At 62.0% G+C, this 17,392-nt stretch carries 20 protein-coding genes; 12 read left to right on the top strand and 8 right to left on the bottom strand.

Annotated features, from left to right (window positions below; translation table 11 throughout):
• Nucleotides 1-36: 36 nt before the first annotated feature.
• From hpaD to hpaI, 5 genes are read left to right on the top strand one after another with little or no spacing between them, the layout of a single operon-like run.
• A complete protein-coding gene (gene hpaD, locus AC07UR_RS21330) occupies nt 37-1,017 on the top strand; it encodes a 3,4-dihydroxyphenylacetate 2,3-dioxygenase (RefSeq protein ID WP_209790233.1) in 981 nt (326 codons plus the stop codon).
• Between the two features lie 45 nt (nt 1,018-1,062).
• Complete coding sequence (locus tag AC07UR_RS21325; RefSeq protein ID WP_209790234.1) at nt 1,063-2,475, top strand: pyridoxal phosphate-dependent decarboxylase family protein; 1,413 nt, start codon at nt 1,063-1,065, stop codon at nt 2,473-2,475.
• 58 nt (nt 2,476-2,533) lie between these two features.
• The gene (locus AC07UR_RS21320) at nt 2,534-3,403 is read left to right on the top strand and encodes a fumarylacetoacetate hydrolase family protein (protein WP_209790235.1); all 870 of its coding nucleotides are present in this window, start codon (nt 2,534-2,536) and stop codon (nt 3,401-3,403) included.
• A 3-nt stretch (nt 3,404-3,406) separates the two neighbouring features.
• Nucleotides 3,407-4,210, top strand: coding sequence for a 2-oxo-hept-4-ene-1,7-dioate hydratase (gene hpaH / locus AC07UR_RS21315; protein ID WP_209790236.1), 804 nt, complete (start codon nt 3,407-3,409; stop codon nt 4,208-4,210).
• 9 nt (nt 4,211-4,219) lie between these two features.
• Nucleotides 4,220-5,035, top strand: coding sequence for a 4-hydroxy-2-oxoheptanedioate aldolase (hpaI, locus tag AC07UR_RS21310; RefSeq protein ID WP_209790237.1), 816 nt, complete (start codon nt 4,220-4,222; stop codon nt 5,033-5,035).
• A 21-nt stretch (nt 5,036-5,056) separates the two neighbouring features.
• On the opposite strand, the gene AC07UR_RS21305 is transcribed toward hpaI, so the two are convergent.
• From AC07UR_RS21305 to AC07UR_RS21295, 3 genes are all read right to left on the bottom strand, one after another.
• On the bottom strand, nt 5,057-6,028 hold the full coding sequence (locus AC07UR_RS21305) for an NAD-dependent epimerase/dehydratase family protein (RefSeq protein ID WP_173423395.1): 972 nt from the start codon (nt 6,026-6,028) through the stop codon (nt 5,057-5,059).
• Nucleotides 6,029-6,039: 11 nt separating this feature from the next.
• Nucleotides 6,040-7,314: a glycosyltransferase gene (locus AC07UR_RS21300; RefSeq protein ID WP_209790238.1), complete on the bottom strand. Its 1,275-nt coding sequence runs from the start codon at nt 7,312-7,314 to the stop codon at nt 6,040-6,042.
• Between the two features lie 250 nt (nt 7,315-7,564).
• Nucleotides 7,565-8,152, bottom strand: coding sequence for a YqaA family protein (locus AC07UR_RS21295; RefSeq protein WP_209790239.1), 588 nt, complete (start codon nt 8,150-8,152; stop codon nt 7,565-7,567).
• 331 nt (nt 8,153-8,483) lie between these two features.
• On the opposite strand from AC07UR_RS21295, the gene AC07UR_RS21290 reads away from it, so the two are divergent.
• Both AC07UR_RS21290 and AC07UR_RS21285 read left to right on the top strand, forming a co-directional pair.
• On the top strand, nt 8,484-9,371 hold the full coding sequence (locus tag AC07UR_RS21290; RefSeq protein WP_209790240.1) for an NAD(P)/FAD-dependent oxidoreductase: 888 nt from the start codon (nt 8,484-8,486) through the stop codon (nt 9,369-9,371).
• A gap of 107 nt (nt 9,372-9,478) precedes the next feature.
• Nucleotides 9,479-9,955 carry an Rrf2 family transcriptional regulator gene (locus tag AC07UR_RS21285; protein ID WP_209790300.1) on the top strand — a complete coding sequence of 159 codons (477 nt, stop codon included), beginning with the start codon at nt 9,479-9,481 and terminating at the stop codon, nt 9,953-9,955.
• A gap of 104 nt (nt 9,956-10,059) precedes the next feature.
• Here the strand turns inward: AC07UR_RS21285 and AC07UR_RS21280 are convergent, their stop codons facing one another.
• Entirely contained in the window at nt 10,060-10,248 is a 189-nt protein-coding gene (locus AC07UR_RS21280; RefSeq protein WP_234903115.1) for a hypothetical protein, read from the bottom strand.
• Between AC07UR_RS21280 and AC07UR_RS21275 the strand changes: the two genes are divergently transcribed.
• The gene (locus AC07UR_RS21275; protein ID WP_327795845.1) at nt 10,169-11,155 is read left to right on the top strand and encodes a GH25 family lysozyme; all 987 of its coding nucleotides are present in this window, start codon (nt 10,169-10,171) and stop codon (nt 11,153-11,155) included. The genes AC07UR_RS21280 and AC07UR_RS21275 overlap by 80 nt on opposite strands.
• Before the next feature lie 732 nt (nt 11,156-11,887).
• Nucleotides 11,888-12,145, top strand: a complete 258-nt coding sequence (locus AC07UR_RS21270) for a hypothetical protein (protein ID WP_173423400.1) — start codon at nt 11,888-11,890, stop codon at nt 12,143-12,145.
• Between the two features lie 159 nt (nt 12,146-12,304).
• On the opposite strand, the gene AC07UR_RS21265 is transcribed toward AC07UR_RS21270, so the two are convergent.
• A complete protein-coding gene (locus AC07UR_RS21265) occupies nt 12,305-12,766 on the bottom strand; it encodes an Lrp/AsnC family transcriptional regulator (protein ID WP_077502660.1) in 462 nt (153 codons plus the stop codon).
• A 213-nt stretch (nt 12,767-12,979) separates the two neighbouring features.
• Here AC07UR_RS21265 and AC07UR_RS21260 point away from each other — a divergent pair, with 213 nt between their 5' ends.
• Entirely contained in the window at nt 12,980-14,233 is a 1,254-nt protein-coding gene (locus AC07UR_RS21260; RefSeq protein ID WP_209790242.1) for a D-amino acid dehydrogenase, read from the top strand.
• 245 nt (nt 14,234-14,478) lie between these two features.
• On the opposite strand, the gene AC07UR_RS21255 is transcribed toward AC07UR_RS21260, so the two are convergent.
• Together AC07UR_RS21255 and AC07UR_RS21250 are read right to left on the bottom strand one after the other, a co-directional pair.
• On the bottom strand, nt 14,479-14,688 hold the full coding sequence (locus AC07UR_RS21255; protein ID WP_209790243.1) for a hypothetical protein: 210 nt from the start codon (nt 14,686-14,688) through the stop codon (nt 14,479-14,481).
• A 141-nt stretch (nt 14,689-14,829) separates the two neighbouring features.
• The gene (locus AC07UR_RS21250; protein ID WP_173423403.1) at nt 14,830-15,249 is read right to left on the bottom strand and encodes a VOC family protein; all 420 of its coding nucleotides are present in this window, start codon (nt 15,247-15,249) and stop codon (nt 14,830-14,832) included.
• Nucleotides 15,250-15,908: 659 nt separating this feature from the next.
• Here AC07UR_RS21250 and AC07UR_RS21245 point away from each other — a divergent pair.
• Entirely contained in the window at nt 15,909-16,382 is a 474-nt protein-coding gene (locus AC07UR_RS21245) for a GNAT family N-acetyltransferase (protein WP_173423404.1), read from the top strand.
• A 112-nt stretch (nt 16,383-16,494) separates the two neighbouring features.
• Nucleotides 16,495-16,806: a hypothetical protein gene (locus AC07UR_RS21240; protein WP_173423405.1), complete on the top strand. Its 312-nt coding sequence runs from the start codon at nt 16,495-16,497 to the stop codon at nt 16,804-16,806.
• A gap of 54 nt (nt 16,807-16,860) precedes the next feature.
• Here the strand turns inward: AC07UR_RS21240 and AC07UR_RS21235 are convergent, their stop codons facing one another.
• Nucleotides 16,861-17,358: a DUF2165 family protein gene (locus AC07UR_RS21235; RefSeq protein WP_209790244.1), complete on the bottom strand. Its 498-nt coding sequence runs from the start codon at nt 17,356-17,358 to the stop codon at nt 16,861-16,863.
• Nucleotides 17,359-17,392 lie beyond the last annotated feature (34 nt).

Genomic DNA, 17,392 nt, shown 5'->3' with positions numbered 1-17,392 from the left:
CGAGATAGAACCGCGCCGCATCTGGAGGAGACAACAATGCCCTTACCGAAACCGAACCTTCATCCGCCCTTCAACATCGTACGGTTGAGCCACGTTGAACTCGCCGTCACCGATCTCGCCAAGTCGCGCGCCTTCTATGTCGACGTGCTCGGCCTGCAAGTGACCGACGAGACCACCGACACGATCTATCTGCGTGCGATGGAAGAACGCGGCCATCACTGCATCGTGCTGAAGAAGGCGACGACAGCCGAGGCCCGCGATCTCGGTTTCAAGGTTTTTGGCGATGAGGACCTCGACAAGGCGGCGCATTTCTTCAAGCAGAAGGCGTTGCCGGTCGAATGGATCGAACGCCCCTACCAGTCGCGCACCTTCCGCACCCGCGATCCCCAAGGCATCCCGCTCGAATTCTATTCGAAAATGGACCGCCTGCCGCCGATCCACCAGAAATATGCGCTTTATCGCGGCGTGAAGCCGTTGCGCATCGACCACTTCAACTGCTTCTCGCCCAATGTCGATGACGCCGTCGCCTTCTACAACGAAATCGGCTTCCGGGTGACCGAGTATACGGCCGACGAAGAGACCGGCCGTCTCTGGGCCGCCTGGACCCACCGCAAGGGCGGCGTGCACGACATCGCCTTTACCAACGGTCGCGGGCCGCGACTGCACCACACGGCCTTCTGGGTGCCGACGCCACTCAACATCATCGACCTGCTCGACCTGATGTCGACCTCCGGCTGGCTCGCCAATATCGAGCGCGGGCCTGGCCGCCACGGCATCTCCAATGCCTTCTTCCTCTATGTCCGCGACCCGGATGGCCATCGCATCGAGATCTATTGCTCGGATTACCAGACGGTCGATCCTGATCTCGAACCAATCAAATGGGATCTCAAGGACCCGCAGCGCCAGACGCTTTGGGGCGCGCCGGCGCCACGCTCCTGGTTTGAGGAAGGCAGCCAGTTTGCCGGCGCCGAGACGGTAGAATCGGCATTAAAGGCGCAACCTATCATCGCGCCGTAAATCGGGGCATGAAAGGCTGGGAGCGGGCGCAAAGGGAGGAACGTTATGGACGAGAAGACTTTCGGGGAATGGTCGCTGAAGGCGGCGGAGTGGGGATCGGCCTATCGGGCGTCGCTGCGCGACAGGCCGGTTCGCGCTCAGACGACGCCCGGCGCGATCGCCGCACAACTCCCGACCAAGCCGCCCCAGACCGGCGAGGACATGGCGGCGATCTTCGAGGATTTCGAGACGATCATCCTGCCGGGCATGACCCATTGGCAGCATCCGCGTTTCTTTGCCTATTTTCCTGCCAACGCCGCACCGGTTTCCGTCATCGCCGAATATCTGGTGACGGCGATGGCCGCCCAATGCATGCTGTGGCAGACCTCGCCGGCGGCAACCGAGCTTGAAACCAGGGTTCTCGATTGGCTGCGCCAGGCAATCGGCCTGCCCGACGGCTTTTCCGGCGTCATCCAGGACTCGGCCTCCTCCGCCACGCTTTCCGCAGTGCTTGTCATGCGCGAGCGCGCCTTGAACTGGAAGGGCAACAAACAAGGCCTCAGCGCGCACGCTCCCTTGCGCATCTACTCCTCGGACCAGGTACACACCTCGATCGACAGGGCCATCTGGGTGTCGGGCATCGGCGAGGAAAACCTCGTGCGCATCCCGGTTGCTGGGCCGCTGCAGTCCATGGATTGCCAGGCGCTCGAAGCGGCAATATTGAGAGACAAGGCCGCAGGGCTTCTGCCGGCCGGCGTGATCGCCTGCACCGGCGGCACCAGTACCGGCGCCTGCGACGATATCGCCGCGGTCGTGCGGATCGCCCACAAGCATGGCCTTTATGTCCATGTCGATGCGGCATGGGCAGGCTCCGCGATGATCTGCGAGGAATTCCGCTCGCTCTGGGCCGGTGTCGAAGAGGCGGATTCAGTCGTCTTCAACCCGCACAAGTGGCTCGGCGCGCAGTTCGACTGCTCCGCGCACTTCATCCGCAATCCGGATGATCTCGTCCGCACAATGGCGATCCAGCCGGAATATCTGAAGACACACGGCCGCGACGGCATCATCAACTATTCCGAATGGACGATCCCGCTCGGCCGACGCTTCCGCGCATTGAAACTGTGGTTCCTGCTGCGCTTCCACGGGCTGGACGGCTTGAAGACGATGATCCGCAACCACGTCTCATGGGCGAGCCGCCTTGCCGAGCGCCTCGGAGCGAATGACGACTTCGAAATCGTCACGGCCCCGCGCTTCTCGCTGTTTTCGTTCCGACATCGCGGTGGCGCCGACAGCGATGCTCACAACATCGCACTCGTCAACGCCATCAACGACGATGGCCGTATCTACCTGACCCAGACGCGGGTCGACGGCCGCGTCGCCATCCGCTTCCAGGCCGGCCAGTTCGACATGACGGAGGCGGATGCCGATGTCGCGTTCGATGTCATCACCGAGATCGCGGTGCGAATGTCAAACCAGTGATCCACGAGATCAAACATGCCTGCCCGTCGGCATCGCCTGACCAGGCCGGAGGATTGAAATGACCTTTGCGAAATTCGCCACCTTCGCCGCCGCTGGCGGCCAGGGATACGGCGTTGTCACCCAAGATGGCATCATCGACCTATCCCGGCGCTACGGCTCGAAGTGGCCGACGCTGCGGGAAGTCGTCGCCGACGGCGCCCTGACAAAACTGGCGGACGAGGCTTCCGCCCTCGCTCCGGATTTGTCACTCGCCGATATCCGCTTCGAGATCCCGATCCCTGCACCGGAAAAGATCATCTGCGTCGGCGTCAATTTCCCCGATCGCAACGAAGAGTATCGGGATGGGCAGGCAGCCCCCTCCTATCCGTCGCTGTTCATCCGCTTCCCACGCTCCTTCACCGGCCACGAGCAGCCACTGATCCGTCCGCCCGAAAGCCCGCAGCTCGACTACGAGGGCGAGATCGTCATTGTCATCGGCAAGGGTGGCCGACGCATCCCCGAGGCTTCGGCGCTTGACCACATCGCCGCGCTGTCGCTCTGCAACGAAGGCACGATCCGCGACTGGGTGCGTCACGCCAAGTTCAACGTGACGCAGGGCAAGAACTTCGACCGCACCGGGTCGATCGGGCCATGGATGGTTCCCTACACCAACGAGGCGCAAATCGCCGACATCAAGCTTGAGACCCGCGTCAATGGCGAGGTCCGCCAGCAGGACCGCACAAGCCGGATGATCTTCTCGTTCCGCAAGATCATCAACTACGTCTCCACCTTCACGACGCTGGCGCCCGGTGACGTCATTGTCACGGGGACGCCGACCGGCGCCGGCGCCCGTTTTGACCCACCGATCTGGCTGAAACCCGGCGATATCGTCGAGGTCGAGGCCGATGGCATCGGCGTGCTGCGCAACCCTATCGCCGACGAGACCTGATCCATGTTGAATACGACCGAAATCGCCGATGCGGCAAAGGCGCTGGATGAGGCGGAAAAAAACCGCGTCCAGACCCACCTCCTCTCCCTGAAGCATCCCGGCATGACGATGGACGACGCCTATGCCGTGCAAGCGGCCTGGGTGAAGCAGAAGATCGCGCGGGGTCGCCGGGTCATCGGCTGGAAGATCGGGCTCACGTCGAAGGCGATGCAATATGCGCTCAACATCGACATCCCCGATTCCGGCGTGCTGTTCGACGACATGATGTTCGAGGATGGCGCGATGATCCCGAAGAACCGCTTCATCCAGCCGCGCATCGAGGCAGAGATCGCCTTCGTCATGAAGGCGCCGCTCGCCGGCCCCAATGTCAGCGTCTTCGACGTGCTCAACGCCACGGACTACGTCACCCCGGCGCTTGAAATCCTCGATACGCGCATCCTGCGTGTCGATCCGGGAACGAAGAAGGCCCGCACCATCGTCGACACGATTTCCGACAACGCCGCCAATGCCGGCATCGTCATCGGCGGCCGGGCCATGCGCCCGCAGGATGTCGACATGCGCTGGATGGGCGCCATCGTCTCGCGCAATGCCGAGGTCGAAGAGACCGGGCTTGGTGCCGGCGTGCTCAACCACCCGGCCCGCGGTATCGCCTGGCTCGCCAACCGGCTTTCCAGCTATGGCGACCGCATCGACGCCGGGCAGATCGTGCTTGCCGGCTCCTTCATCCGCCCCGTCGAGGCCCGCCAGGGCGACACCATTGTCGCCGATTTCGGGCCGCAGGGAACCGTCAGCTGTTACTTCGAATAGGGTGCGCCCATGCCTGCTCCACGCAATATGTTCAAGTTGGCACTTGCCGAAGGACGGCCGCAGATCGGCCTTTGGCTGGCGCTCGCCAATCCCTACACCGCCGAGATCTGCGGTGGTGCCGGTTTCGACTGGCTGCTGATCGACGGCGAACATGCGCCCAATGACGTGCCGCTGATGATGGCGCAGTTGCAGGCGCTTGCCGGTTCGCAGAGCCATCCGATCATCCGTCCGCCGATCGGCGAGGCCTGGCTGATCAAGCAGCTCCTCGATATCGGCGCGCAGACGCTGCTGGTGCCGATGGTCGAAACCAGTGAACAGGCCCGCGCGCTGGTCCGGGCCGTGCGCTATCCGCCACACGGCATGCGCGGGGTCGGTGCAGCGCTCGCCCGTGCCGCCGCCTTCAATCGCATCGACGATTATCTCCCGACTGCGAATGCCGAAATCTGCCTGCTGCTGCAGGTGGAAAGCCGGGCGGGTCTGGCGGCCATCGACGATATAGCCTCGACCGAAGGCGTCGACGGCGTCTTTATCGGCCCCGCGGATCTGGCCGCCGACATGGGCTTTCTCGGCCGGCCCGGTGCGCCGGAAGTGCAGGAAGCCGTCGAGGCCGCACTGGCGCGGATCCAGTCGCACGGCAAGGCTGCCGGTATCCTGACCTCGGACACTGCACTTGCGAAACGTTACCTCGAACTCGGCGCGCTTTTTGTTGCGGTCGGAAACGATGTCAGCCTGCTGGTGGGGGCGACCAGTCGCCTGCGTGCAAGCTTTGCCGAGCATGCTTCTGCACCGATAGCCGGAGCGAACACACCCGCCTCTGGCTATTGAAAGGCGACGGCAGCCAATAGGTCAGTAGACTCTCGATCGCAGATGGTCGAGCGTCAGCGCCACGCCGGCCTCGAGATCGACACGCGGGGAAAGGCCATAGGAGGCCTGTAGCGCCGTATCGCCGCAACGGTAGAACACGCCCTCGGGCTTATCTGACCGGCCGCTTATCTTCGGCTCCCAGCCGATGCCTCGGCTGACCAGCCGGGCGAGTTCTATGAACGAGGTGGCGACGCCGGTGGAGATGTTGAGACAGGCGCCGTTCTGCAACCGGGTAAAGGTTCTCCAGACGAAGTCGATGCAGTCGGAGATATGGATGAAGTCGCGACACTGTCGGCCGGAGCCCCAGACGAAGACCTCCTCCGCCCCGCGCTCCTCCAGAAGCCGCCGGCAGATCGCCGGGAACGGATAGCTCAGATCCTGGTCCTCGCCGTAGCCGCTGAACGGGCGATAGGCGACCGCCCGGCCGCCATAATTCTCGACATACAGCTTCATCAGATATTCGCCGCTGAGCTTCGCCCAGCCATAGCTCAGATCTGGAACGCCTATGCTGGCCTCGAAACCGATCATGTCCTCGCTGAGCTTCCGATAGGCTTCCGGTCGTTGCAGGCTCACGGGATAGGCGGCGCTGGAGCTGAAATAGACGACCGATCCCGGCCGCGTGCGCGCCGCCCAACGCCACATGTCGGTGTCAACTGCGAGATCCTCGGCAACCAGGAGCGTCTGCGTTTCAAGCATGACGCGGCCGCCGACCATGGCGGCCAGATGAAACACCATGTCGAACCGGTCGTCGGCGCGATCGAAATAGCGGCGGCAATCCTCCTCAATCAGAGAGAAGCCGGCCTTTGGCGGGTTCGGCCATTCGGCGGGACGCATCGCGCCGGTTCCGCGCGCGAACTTGTCGACGCAAACGACATCGACACCCTCCGATATCAGCTTGCCGCAGAGATGGCGTCCTACAAATCCGGCTCCACCGGTCACCAATGCGCGCGCCATCCCCCTGCCTTTCAGATCCGGCCGGCCATTTCAAACTCTTGTCGGGCTGGCCGCCCCATTGCCTCTTTCAGCTTGTCGCGTGTCACGAATTTGAGCCGGCCTGAGTAGATATCGACGATCCGCTGGCGCCATTCGTCTCTCGAGGGGGCAACGCTCTTGCCATAGGCGAAAGCCCCCCTGCTCAGATGCCGGACCAGAGCGTCGCTCTCCATCAGTGCCATGATCTCGGCAAGAGATCGTGCATTGCCGCTCTCAAACACCAGCCCGGCCTGGTGCTGCTCGATTTCCGTGGCAATCAACGCATTGCTGCTGGCGATCACCGGTATGCCGCACATCAGTGCCTCGGCGGCCACCAGACCATAGGGTTCCGGCATCCTTGACGGCATGAAGAAATAGCGCGCCCGCGATGCGACAGCGGCAACTTCGTCGTCATCGAGCCAGCCTGGAACATAACAGTGCGGAAGCGCGCGCTGGATCTCCTCGAGCAAAGGCCCCCTTCCGATCAAGGTCGCAGCCTTGCCGGTGGCGTCGAGCGCCTCGGCGAGGGTTCGAACGCCCTTTTCCACCGACATGCGGCCGAGAAACATGGGGCGGCTGTTCTTCCAGGCCTCGACCGGGGATTGCGTGAGCGGCGTCGACGGCGTGCGCAACGTCAGGAAGTTTCGAAGCGGGCCCTCGCTCAGATAGGATTCCATGCCCTCATGGGCGAGAATGACCCCGACACGGCTCCAAAATGCCTCGCCCGTGGCAGTCTGGGTCATCGCCCGGGCGAACCGCCACAGCTTGTGCAGGTGGTTGCGCTTGTCGCAGGCACTGACGAGGCAACCGGTCGACAGTGGTTTCTGAGTGCAGACCTCGCCCTTGCCGTAGTGGACATAGGCACCGTTTGGACAGGTCAGGAAGAAGTCATGGGCGGTGACGACGACCTTGGCCTTGCTGTGCGCAAGTGCATGAAAGATCGAGGGCGACAGGATCTGCGACCAGCCGTGGACATGAACGACGGTCGGGTCGCTCCGGGCTTCGAGCAATCGCCGCAAGGCGCGGTAGGCGCGGCGGTTGAAGTTCCTGTCAAACAGGTTTGTGAAGCGGACGCCGTCACGCAAGGGGCGCTCGCCCAAAGCCTCCACCTCGACACCCGGGAAACGCGAGCGAATGCCGGCACCGTCGTCGCCGACCAGAACGGCACAATCGAGCCCCGCAGCAACGCCAGCCTCAATGCATTGGAGCGCAACCTTGGTTGCACCCCCCAGGGCCTCCGATACGTCGTTGACAACGATAAGCCGCATGAACACTCGCCTCTCGGAGACTTTAACTGCGCGACCTGGTTCCCATTCATTTCGCCGCCTGTTGCAGCAGATTTGCAAGCCATCAATTTGCGGTAGACGCCGCGCGCGAATGGCCGGATCAGCACCGCGCGAACCGCTTGAGAGGATGTCTGCTGGTACGCCGCAACGGCTGCGGGAAGTTGGCGCCTGTCTACCGGCTGATCCGTCCGAAGCGGGCAATGTGCACGCCCTTGGCTTGGCCCGGCCGCTGCTACTTTGCCAGGACGTATAGGCCGTAAAGCACAATGAGCGCTGCAGCACCGATGGCCGCGATCAAGCCCAGGCGCTTCTCGATGAAGTGCCGCACCGCTTCGCCGTGCCGGCGAAGCACCGCGGCGAGGATGAAAAAACGTGCGCCGCGGGTGATGACCGCCGATGCGATGAACATGCCAAGGCTGACATTGGCTGCACCGGACAGGATGGTGACCACCTTCATCGGGGGTACATGCGCAAGCCCCGATGTGACCAGCAGAAGCACGACCGCTTCCATGTCCACGGAAGCGCGCATGGATTCGAACGCATCGATCTTGCCGTAGAACTGCAGGATCGGACGGGCGATCGCGTCGAAAGCATAGTGGCCGAGGAACCAGCCGGCGATGCCGCCAAGCACCGAGAACAGGGTGGCAAGGAAGGCATAACGATAGGCCCTATGCGGTTTTGCCAACACCATCGGCAGGAACAGGACGTCGGCCGGAACCACGAAAACCGAACTTTCGACGAAGGCGACAAGCGCCAGCCACCAGGCCGTCGACTTTCGGCCAGCGAGGTCCATCGTCCAATTATACAAACTGCGAAGCATGGCAAATCCGGTCGTTCATGGGCGTCCCCATGGGACCCTGGCGGGAAGAGTTCCAATCCTCCGGGGCGGAGGCAGAGACTGAACACGCATCGATATGGTGCAGTCGGTTAGCAAAGGGGCGGATTTTTCTCTGCCCCAAAATCGCGCTGCGCAACTCTTATTGTCCGGCGACCCCTCCTCTCCGCAGCGGCGCGCGCTCGCGACCGAACCGGATCAGTCCGGTTGGCGCCGCTTCATTGACGCCATCACGTAATTTTTATTGCGCCATGATATTGAAAAGCGCCACTCATGTAACCTAATAAGATACGATACCCACGAAACGAGGCCCGATATGACCCATGACGTACTCATCCTCGGCGGCAGCTACGCCGGGCTTTCCGCCGGTCTTCAACTCGCACGCGCCCGCCGGAAGGTGTTGGTGATCGACACCGGGTTGCGGCGGAACCGGTTCGCCCGCACGTCGCACGGCTTCCTCACCCAGGATGGCAGCACTCCGGCAGACATTGCCGCCGAAGCCCGCGCGCAGTTGATGGAATACCGGACGGTCGAGTGGCTGCAGGCTGAGGCCACCCATGCCGAACGCATGCAGGATGGCTTCAAGGTCGCCCTGCGGCAAGGCCCGGAGGTTACCGGAAAGCGGCTTGTGCTCGCCACGGGTGTCACCGATGTCCTGCCGGAGCTTGAAGGCCTTGCCGATCGCTGGGGCAAAAGCGTCTTCCACTGCCCGTATTGCCACGGTTACGAACTCGACGAGGGTAACATCGGCGTGCTCGCGACATCGCCCCTGTCGATGCATCAGGCCATGATGCTGCCGGACTGGGGTCCAACGACGTTCTTCCTCAACGGCGCATTCGAACCCGATCACGACCAGTTGCAGCAGCTAGCACGGCGGAATGTGACGGTGGAGCGTGGCATCGTCAACAGGCTCTATGGTGAACGGGCGGACGTTGTCATGCGGGGCGGACGGGTGCTGCCAATGGATGGCCTGTTCACCACCACCAGGACGGTGGTCTCGGCGCCCTTTGCCGAACAGCTCGGCTGCGCCTTCGATGACGGCCCGCTCGGACGCTACATCCGAACCGATGCCATGAAGGCGACGACCGTTGCCGGCGTCTTTGCTTGCGGCGATGCCGCAAGGCCGACGGGATCGGTCGCGCTGTCTGTCGGAGATGGGGCGATGGCGGGTGCTGCCACTCACCGATCCCTCATGTTCGACTGAGAGGCCGATCGCGACAGGTCCCGGCAGCGCACCGCTGAACACCGGGACTGCGGGCTCCCCTGGCCTGCATGTTCCATGTTATCAAAGGAAAACAGGGAAGAATGCCATTGCGACAGGACGGACGACTCTCACGCTTGCTGCATGTATTGCTGCACATGGAAAAGCATGCGGCCCCAATGACATCCGAAACGATCGCCCGGATGCTCGGTACGAATTCCGTCGTCGTGCGCCGCACGATGGCCGGACTTCGCGACGCCGGTTACGTATCGTCCGAAAAGGGCCATGGCGGCGGCTGGACATTGTCGCGGCCGCTTTCCGATTTCACCCTCCTCGATGTCTATCGAACCATCGGCAGTCCAGGTTTCTTCGCCATGGGTGTCGCCACCGACGAACCGAGATGCCTGGTCGAACAGGCTGTCAATTCGGCGCTGGAGCGAACGCTCGATGAGGCCGAGGCCCTGCTGCTCGCGCGCCTCGGCGAAATCGCCGTTTCCGATATCGCCGCCGATTTCGAGCGGCGCTACGGCGCTGCCATGGGCAACAGGTTGCCCTCATGTGCAGACCACCCGAACAGCGCAGATTGAGTGCTGACTGCGCCATTGCACCATCCGCTCCGCCTCAGCGTCCTCAAGGGGGGCGGTCGTAAAGATTGTATTTAGTCTTTTCCGGTAAGTTTCCGTTAGCAATTTCACATCAATGGGGTCTGGCGGCACTGTTCCTCGCCGTCGACAATGTTTTGCGTACGGGTGTTCATGCGTTTCTCAGCTGTGCCAGCAATATTCCTTGCCTGTCTGGTTTTGGCAGGCTGCACGTCCAGTTCGACGCTGGACACGATCGTGCCGCAACAGCCGTCGCGCGAAACGACGAGCTCGGTCATGCCGACATCTCCCGTGCCTTCGGCCAGTGTCGGCGTCGCCCAGGCGCAAGCTGCGCCGCCGCAGGAAGTGCTCGCCTGGGCAGGGGCGGTGCCGGAACCGGAAGCCTTCCGACCGGATGCAAGGGCCGCAGCAACACCGATGCCGTTGGAGCGGCCCGTTGCCGCCATCGTGCCGGCGACACCCGCGGTTCTGACGACGCCGGGAACCCGCTCGCAAATTTACGGGCATCGCTTCCGCGACGCAAAGCCGATCAATTTCGGACGGGCATCGCCACGCAAAATGGCCGTCCATGGCGTCGACGTGTCGCGCTGGCAGGGCGAGATCGACTGGCCCAAGCTGCGCACCCAGGGTGCCAACTTCGCCTATATCAAGGCGACCGATGGCGGCGACCACCTAGACCCGATGTTCAAGAAGAACTGGCGCAAGGCCAAGGAAGCCGGACTGAAGCGCGGTGCCTATCATTTCTTCTACTGGTGCCGGACTGCCGGCGAGCAGGCCGACTGGTTCATCCGCAATGTTCCGCGTGAAGCGGGCGCTCTGCCGCCGGTGATCGACGTCGAATACAATGGCGAGTCCAGCTGCAAGCGGCGCCTGTCGCGCGCCCGCGTGCTTGAAAAGATGCAGGTCTTCATGGACAAGCTCGAGGCGCATTACGGCCAGCGCCCGATCATCTACACCGCCCCGGATTTTTATGCCGACAACCTTTCGGGCGAGCTGCTCGACTATCCGTTCTGGCTGCGCTCGGTGGCGGCTCACCCCTCAAAGAGATATCCGGGCCGCAAGTGGGTCTTCTGGCAATATTCGGGATCGGGCCTCTCGCACGGCGTCGAAGGCAAGATCGACCTCAATGTCTTTCACGGCGATGAGAACGATTGGCAGAACTGGCTCGCCCGGCGCGCAAGCTAGGCCATCGTGACCGACCGGGCGCCCGGCGCGCGCCCGGATCGACAAATTTCGATTTAAAGATGCGTCAGCCTCGGACGCAATCCCCCTGCGAAAACGTTGCAAGGCGAAACGCGCCGCCCCCTCTTTCTGGATACACCAGTCGCGCTCTCCCGCCCAAAATCCAGACTCCCCCTGAATGCCGCCAGTCTTGCGTATAGGCCGCGCCGGAAAAGAAAAAGCCTGCCGCGGGAGGAGGTGCGGCAGGCTCTTGAATGGATTGAATGGCAACTGGGAGGAGGAGTGTTGCCATTCCGGCAAGCGCTCTTTGGGAGGAGGAGAAAGCGCCTGCAACTATCGAAGCGTTGCGGGAGGAGATGCACCGCTTCGATGAGTTGACTATACAAGAAACCGGTCGGTTTCGTAGATCCGAGTTCGCAGACCAGCCATGCACTCAGCGCCGATCGGATGGCTCGCAACATCAGCCAACGACAGAAAGATCGGCCCAAACGGGCTTGAAACTGCCCTTCGCATGGACGAGCCCCCATCCTCCGCCAGCGGCAAAATTCAATGATATCAGAGGCTTGCATCGCAAGTGACACCCGCAGCCGCGGCCGTCACGCCCATGTCACGGGAACGGTCCCACAAACCGTGTTATAAAATCCCGTCATCGCGTGTCTCCGACATCCCCCGGCCAGCGGTTGTGGATGCGAGAAGCATTGAAAGCCCATGCAAAACGGAAAGGAGCGGCGGACCATGCCCCGCTACATGTACCATATCCATGCGGCCGGCGTGACGAGCCGCGATCAGGCCGGCAAACAGCACCCCAATGACGGCCGCGCAGTCGCTTACGGACAGCTCATCGCCGACGAACTCGCCGAGGAATACGAGTATCGTGGCGCGATCGTTGACGTGCTTGCGCCAAGCGGACGCCTGATTGCGCGTCTGGTTTCAAGCCGGGCTTTTCCGCCGTGGCTGCAATCCACGCCACCAGCGCAGCGCGCGCTTCACTGATACCAACGTAATTGGGAGAGCGATGGCTGCGGCCATCGTCTCTGCAACGACAGAACTGGCGGACAGGCAGCACGCCGAAACACGTTTGGCCCTGCCCGCCGGCAACCTTTCACGAGATCAGGAAGCGGCACGCGTTCCATCCATAGCCACACGGCCGAGCTATCGCCGCCGCGAGCGTGACGCAAGGACGTTGCGGATCGAAAAGCTGGAATGGATCCGCAGGACGCCTGGGAGCTTTGCGAGGATCTCCTTGTGGATGCGCTCGAAGTCGCCGGCATTTTCGACCTCGACCCGCAACAGATAATCGGAACCACCGGTCATCAGGTAACATTCCTGGATTTCCGGGTGCTTTCTGACCGCCGCCTCGAAGCGGTTGAGGTGCTCCTCCGTCTGGCGTTCCAGGGTGATGTTGATGATCACTGCAATGGCGTTGTCGCCATCGACGTTTCCCACCAGCGCGGTGTAGCCTCGGATCACGCCGCCCTGTTCCAGCAGATTGATGCGCCTCAGGCAGGCCGATGGTGACAGCCCCACTTCTGCCGCGAGCTTGGTGTTGCTCATGCGCGCATCGAGACGCAGCAGGCGAATGATGTTGCGATCGATCGCATCAAGACCGGACATGCAGATTCTTTCGTTTTTCCGCCGAATACTCCTAAAATCAGTCAATGATGGAATTTTCAAGCGCTACTTCGCATGATCGTGCTCGATTATTTCACTATGCTCTGAAGCGATTTCTGCCGGAGTGGGGGGGGCTTGGAGGGAGGCTGGCAAACGCCAAGCACCTTGTGTCGACCTCAGGCTGCCGGACGATCGATCTGTGATCCTGAGGATGCGATGAAGATTACCATATTGGGCGCCGGCGTGATCGGCGTGACCTCTGCATACTATCTCGCCAAGGCCGGCCACGAGGTGACCGTCCTCGATCGTCAGCCCGGCCCGGCGCTGGAAACGAGCTTTGCCAATGCCGGCGAAATCTCGCCGGGCTACGCCTCTCCCTGGGCGGCGCCCGGCATCCCGCAAAAGGCGCTCAAATGGCTGTTCATGAAGCATGCGCCCTTGATCATCCGCCCGATGGTGGACGCCGCCACCTGGCGCTGGATGACCGCAATGCTGCGCAATTGCACCTCAGCCCGCTACGCCATCAACAAGGGCCGGATGGTTCGCCTGGCCGAATACAGCCGCGACTGCCTGATTGCTCTGCGCGAGGAAACCGGCATCGCCTATGATCACCGCACGCAAGGCACCCTGCAACTCTTCCGGACTGCCAAACAGCTTGATGGCATCGGCAAGGACATCGAAGTGCTGAAGGCCGATGGCGTGCCGTTCGAGGTGCTCGACCCGGCCGGCTGCGTGGCCGCGGAACCCGGGCTGCAGCCGGTCCGCGACAGGATCGTCGGCGGCCTTCGGCTGCCGAATGACGAAACCGGCGACTGCTTCAAGTTCACCAACGAATTGCAGAAGCGCGCCGAAGCTCTCGGCGTCCAGTTCCGGTTCGGCGTCGACATCCGCCGGCTTCGCCAGGACGGCAACCGCATCGTCGCCGTCGAAACGGCAGAAGGCGAAATCCGTTCCGACATCTTCGTCGCAGCACTCGGCAGCTACACACCGGCGCTTCTGAAGCCGCTCGGCCTTCGCCTGCCCGTCTATCCCGTCAAGGGTTATTCCATCACCGTGCCGATCGTCGACGAGACGCGCGCGCCGGTATCGACGATCATGGACGAGACCTACAAGATCGCCATCACGCGGCTCGGTGATCGCATTCGCGTCGGCGGCATGGCGGAGATCGCCGGTTTCAGCAACGACCTTCCCCAGACGCGTCGCGCCACACTCGAACATTCGGTCGAAGACCTGTTCGGCGGCGCGGGCGACCAGAAGCAGGCAACCTTCTGGTCCGGGCTGCGGCCGATGACGCCGGATGGAACGCCGGTGATCGGCGCTACGCGCTTCGCCAACCTGTTTCTCAACTCCGGTCACGGCACGCTTGGCTGGACCATGGCCTGCGGCTCGGGCCGAGTATTGAGCGATCTCATCAGCGGTTCCAAGCCCGAGATCGAAACAGCGGACCTGGCAATCAACCGATATCATTGACGGCGCACGCAACGGGCCGGCGCCTCGGCCCGCCATTCTACAAGACGTTAAACAGTGACGGGGCCGCCGGCTCCGTCGCCCGGTTGCGGCGGCAGATCCGCCCACTTTCTTTCGCTGGCGCCGAAAGCGCTCGCGCACTCGCCCGCGCCATAGGAACAAAGAGCAGCCGGCAAAGCACCCGAGCGCATACATCCCCGGCTCAATTTCAGGAAAATCCGCTGGTCATCGCCTGTGCGCGTTCAGGATCAATGGGATTTCACCCTTTTCAGGTCGAATTGCTTGCGCCCACCATCGAGGTTCAAGCTCAGCTGCACGCCGCGGCTCAGCTTCGGCAAAGGCGCAGCCAGGTCGATACGGCCAAAAATCTGCTTGCGGCGCTCGCTGTCACGTTCTCGCTTCAGGCGGGAGTCGGCGACGGCGGCCAGTGCGCGATTGATGATTTCAGTGCGGGTCATCGTTCATCTCCACATCTGTTCTCTTTTTGTTCTATTTTTAGAAAAATGTCAAGTGAACGTCTCGCCTGCGCGCCGGCGTTGCCAAGAAGCCCCATGACATCATGGGCGCCGAGGCATCACGCCTCCCCCGGACAAACGCCCCTAGAACGTGATCTTCACCGAACTGGTGCTACGGCTGGCGGCGCCGTGATAGACGGCTTCGATGTTGTTGCCATCGGGATCGAGCAGGAACGCGGCGTAGTAGCCTGGATGATAGGGACGTTCGCCGGGTCGACCGTTGTCCTTGCCGCCATTTTCCAGACCGACTTTGTAGAAGGCGTCAACCATGGCGCGGTCCCGGGCTTGGAATGCCAGATGGTGGCGCCCGGTCAGCTTACCCTGGGCCGCTTGGCTGCCGGCCGTCGAGACGAACAGTTCGTCGGCCCAAAAATAGTCTTCGCCCACGCCTCCCAACGGCACCTCGAGAGCACGCAGTACCGCTTCGTAGAACCGCCGACTGGCGCCGAGATCCTTGATCACCAGCTGGATATGGTCGATCAATCGGCCGCGATGCAGCTCCATCCTCAAATCCTCCGTTCGCAATCGACAGGGATTTAGGTCCGGCCCGAGGCTCGTCAATGGCCGTCAGGTACAGCCTTGGTCGCCCCCCTCACGCGCAAGACTTTTGGAGAAGATTGTCGACGACCTTGTTTCCAGGGCTTGAAATGGCCGCAATCGCTCTCCATATGGGGCATAACGAATTGATCGTTGAGCATAGACAGTCTCGGTGAGACGGATGTGTTCCGGTCAGAGTTCGCGCTAAACCGCTGACCACGGATGTACTGGCAGGGCAAAGCAGCGAACGGGAAAAGGTCGGCATTGCCGGCCTTTTTTGTTTTCGAGATTTCCCGCTGCCTCATCAAAATCCGCACAGATCTGTTGCGTTCGACTGCCTTTGTCTGGCAGAAGATCCGGGAACGCGATCGCCATCAGTTTTAGGATGGGGTCGGGCGGGCGATTGACGTCTACCTCGCTGCCACGAGACCACGTGGCCGTTCACTACAGCGCCGCGCGTCCTGACGGACGCACGAAGGTCAATGTCGCACCTGAAATTGCTGGCTGTTTTTACCCTTGAACCGGATACGATTTAAAGAGACATGCAGAAGGCCTTCCACAGCATGTGCCGCCGGACTGGCAGCAGCCGGACTGCTCACCGAACTCTGCAGATATGCGAAGGAACCATGATCTCATTCAGGCCGATGCTTGAGAGCGAGTACGCTGGATATCTCGCCTATTTCATTCCCGACTATGCCGCGGAGATCGCCGCCAACTACGGGATCCCGGCTGCAGACGCGCTGGCGCAGGCAACGAGCGAGATCGCCGAGGATCTGCCGCAAGGCGTCGATACACCAGGCAGCGTCCTGCTGTGCCTGATCGAAAGCGCAAGTGCCGCGCATGTCGGCTATCTCTGGTATCGACCGGACGCAATGGGCCGCTCAGCCTTCATCAGCGACTTCCATATTCTGCCCGATCATCAGGGAAAAGGCCTTGGAAAGCTCGCCATGGCTGCGCTTGAGGTCGAACTCTCGGCAAAAGGGTTCGAGCAGATCAAGTTGCGTGTCGCCGAGAACAACCCGCGCGCCCGGCACGTCTATGAGGCAACAGGATTTCGCGTGACCGGCACCAATATGAGCAAGACACTCAAGCCATCCTAGAAGGTAGCTCCTTCGTGAACACGGCACCGTCGGTCGCCTCGTTTGCAATCCCACGCGGAACTTAAGCCGCCCTTCTTCGTTGCACCCTTGCTATAACAAACGAGGTGCAAAAATGGCCAATGACATTCAGCGATCCGTCGAAGACCAGATCTCCGAACTGCGGGCACAGGTTGCCGATCTGACCCGATCGATCTCCGCACGCGCTGGCGAGGCTGCCGAGAGCGCCGCCGATCTGGCGGAGGATGCGAGAGGGCGGGTTCGTTCGGCCGCGCGTGTCGTGCGTGCACAGGGACAGAGCGTCGTCGAAGCGGCGAAGGACAATCCAGGCACGGCGACGACGGTTGTCAGCACCGCCGGACTGATCGGCTTTGCTATCGGCGTCCTTGTCGGCGTGTCCTGCCAAAGCAATGCGCGTTGGCGATAACTGCCGGGCCCGACGTGGTTGACCGGTACGGTTGGCCACGCCAAGTGAGCTTTTCTATTGAGCCGGCATGTTCACCAGCAGCGTGCCGGCGACGCCAAGCCCGATCAGGATGAAATGGGTGATCTGCAGGGTGTCCTGGCGGATATAGTAGGCAAACCAGGCACCGCCAATCAGCATGACCAGGCTGAGGGCTATGAAGGCTGCGAAAGCGAGATTGGCCCAGATGACAGCCGTGGGACCCGCCGATATGCCGACGAGCGCGCCGAAAAACATAAACGCTGCTGCGGCCAGAAGCAGCATGGTCGCCACCTCCAGCAGCAGAACGAAGCTGAAGACCGCACGATGCCACAGGGCGCCATTGACGCGGCGCGATAGCAGCGGCGTGCGGATGGCGGGCTCCTGATCGAAGAGCTGCATGCGCATCAACAAACCAATCGAAAAGACGCCGTTGCGAAACGCGACGACGTTGTTGAGCACGACAATTGCAAGCCAGAGCGCGAGCCCGGAAAGCAGGACGGCTTTGATCAGGAGGAGCGAAGTCAACTGGGTCATTTTTCGATATCACCATGGCTTGAGACGGACGCGT

The organism is Ensifer sp. GW821-FHT05G01 (assembly GCF_059419585.1).
The sequence above is the reverse complement of the archived record's forward strand: the minus strand, read 5'-3'. Positions and strand labels throughout refer to the sequence as shown.

Coding starts and splice junctions, on each gene's coding strand:
- hpaD (WP_209790233.1), top strand. CDS start 37: ATGCCCTTACCGAAACCGAACCTTCATCCGCCCTTCAACATCGTACGG.
- AC07UR_RS21325 (WP_209790234.1), top strand. CDS start 1,063: ATGGACGAGAAGACTTTCGGGGAATGGTCGCTGAAGGCGGCGGAGTGG.
- AC07UR_RS21320 (WP_209790235.1), top strand. CDS start 2,534: ATGACCTTTGCGAAATTCGCCACCTTCGCCGCCGCTGGCGGCCAGGGA.
- hpaH (WP_209790236.1), top strand. CDS start 3,407: ATGTTGAATACGACCGAAATCGCCGATGCGGCAAAGGCGCTGGATGAG.
- hpaI (WP_209790237.1), top strand. CDS start 4,220: ATGCCTGCTCCACGCAATATGTTCAAGTTGGCACTTGCCGAAGGACGG.
- AC07UR_RS21305 (WP_173423395.1), bottom strand. CDS start 6,028: ATGGCGCGCGCATTGGTGACCGGTGGAGCCGGATTTGTAGGACGCCAT.
- AC07UR_RS21300 (WP_209790238.1), bottom strand. CDS start 7,314: ATGCGGCTTATCGTTGTCAACGACGTATCGGAGGCCCTGGGGGGTGCA.
- AC07UR_RS21295 (WP_209790239.1), bottom strand. CDS start 8,152: ATGCTTCGCAGTTTGTATAATTGGACGATGGACCTCGCTGGCCGAAAG.
- AC07UR_RS21290 (WP_209790240.1), top strand. CDS start 8,484: ATGACCCATGACGTACTCATCCTCGGCGGCAGCTACGCCGGGCTTTCC.
- AC07UR_RS21280 (WP_234903115.1), bottom strand. CDS start 10,248: ATGACCGAGCTCGTCGTTTCGCGCGACGGCTGTTGCGGCACGATCGTG.
- AC07UR_RS21270 (WP_173423400.1), top strand. CDS start 11,888: ATGCCCCGCTACATGTACCATATCCATGCGGCCGGCGTGACGAGCCGC.
- AC07UR_RS21265 (WP_077502660.1), bottom strand. CDS start 12,766: ATGTCCGGTCTTGATGCGATCGATCGCAACATCATTCGCCTGCTGCGT.
- AC07UR_RS21260 (WP_209790242.1), top strand. CDS start 12,980: ATGAAGATTACCATATTGGGCGCCGGCGTGATCGGCGTGACCTCTGCA.
- AC07UR_RS21255 (WP_209790243.1), bottom strand. CDS start 14,688: ATGACCCGCACTGAAATCATCAATCGCGCACTGGCCGCCGTCGCCGAC.
- AC07UR_RS21250 (WP_173423403.1), bottom strand. CDS start 15,249: ATGGAGCTGCATCGCGGCCGATTGATCGACCATATCCAGCTGGTGATC.
- AC07UR_RS21245 (WP_173423404.1), top strand. CDS start 15,909: ATGATCTCATTCAGGCCGATGCTTGAGAGCGAGTACGCTGGATATCTC.
- AC07UR_RS21240 (WP_173423405.1), top strand. CDS start 16,495: ATGGCCAATGACATTCAGCGATCCGTCGAAGACCAGATCTCCGAACTG.
- AC07UR_RS21235 (WP_209790244.1), bottom strand. CDS start 17,358: ATGACCCAGTTGACTTCGCTCCTCCTGATCAAAGCCGTCCTGCTTTCC.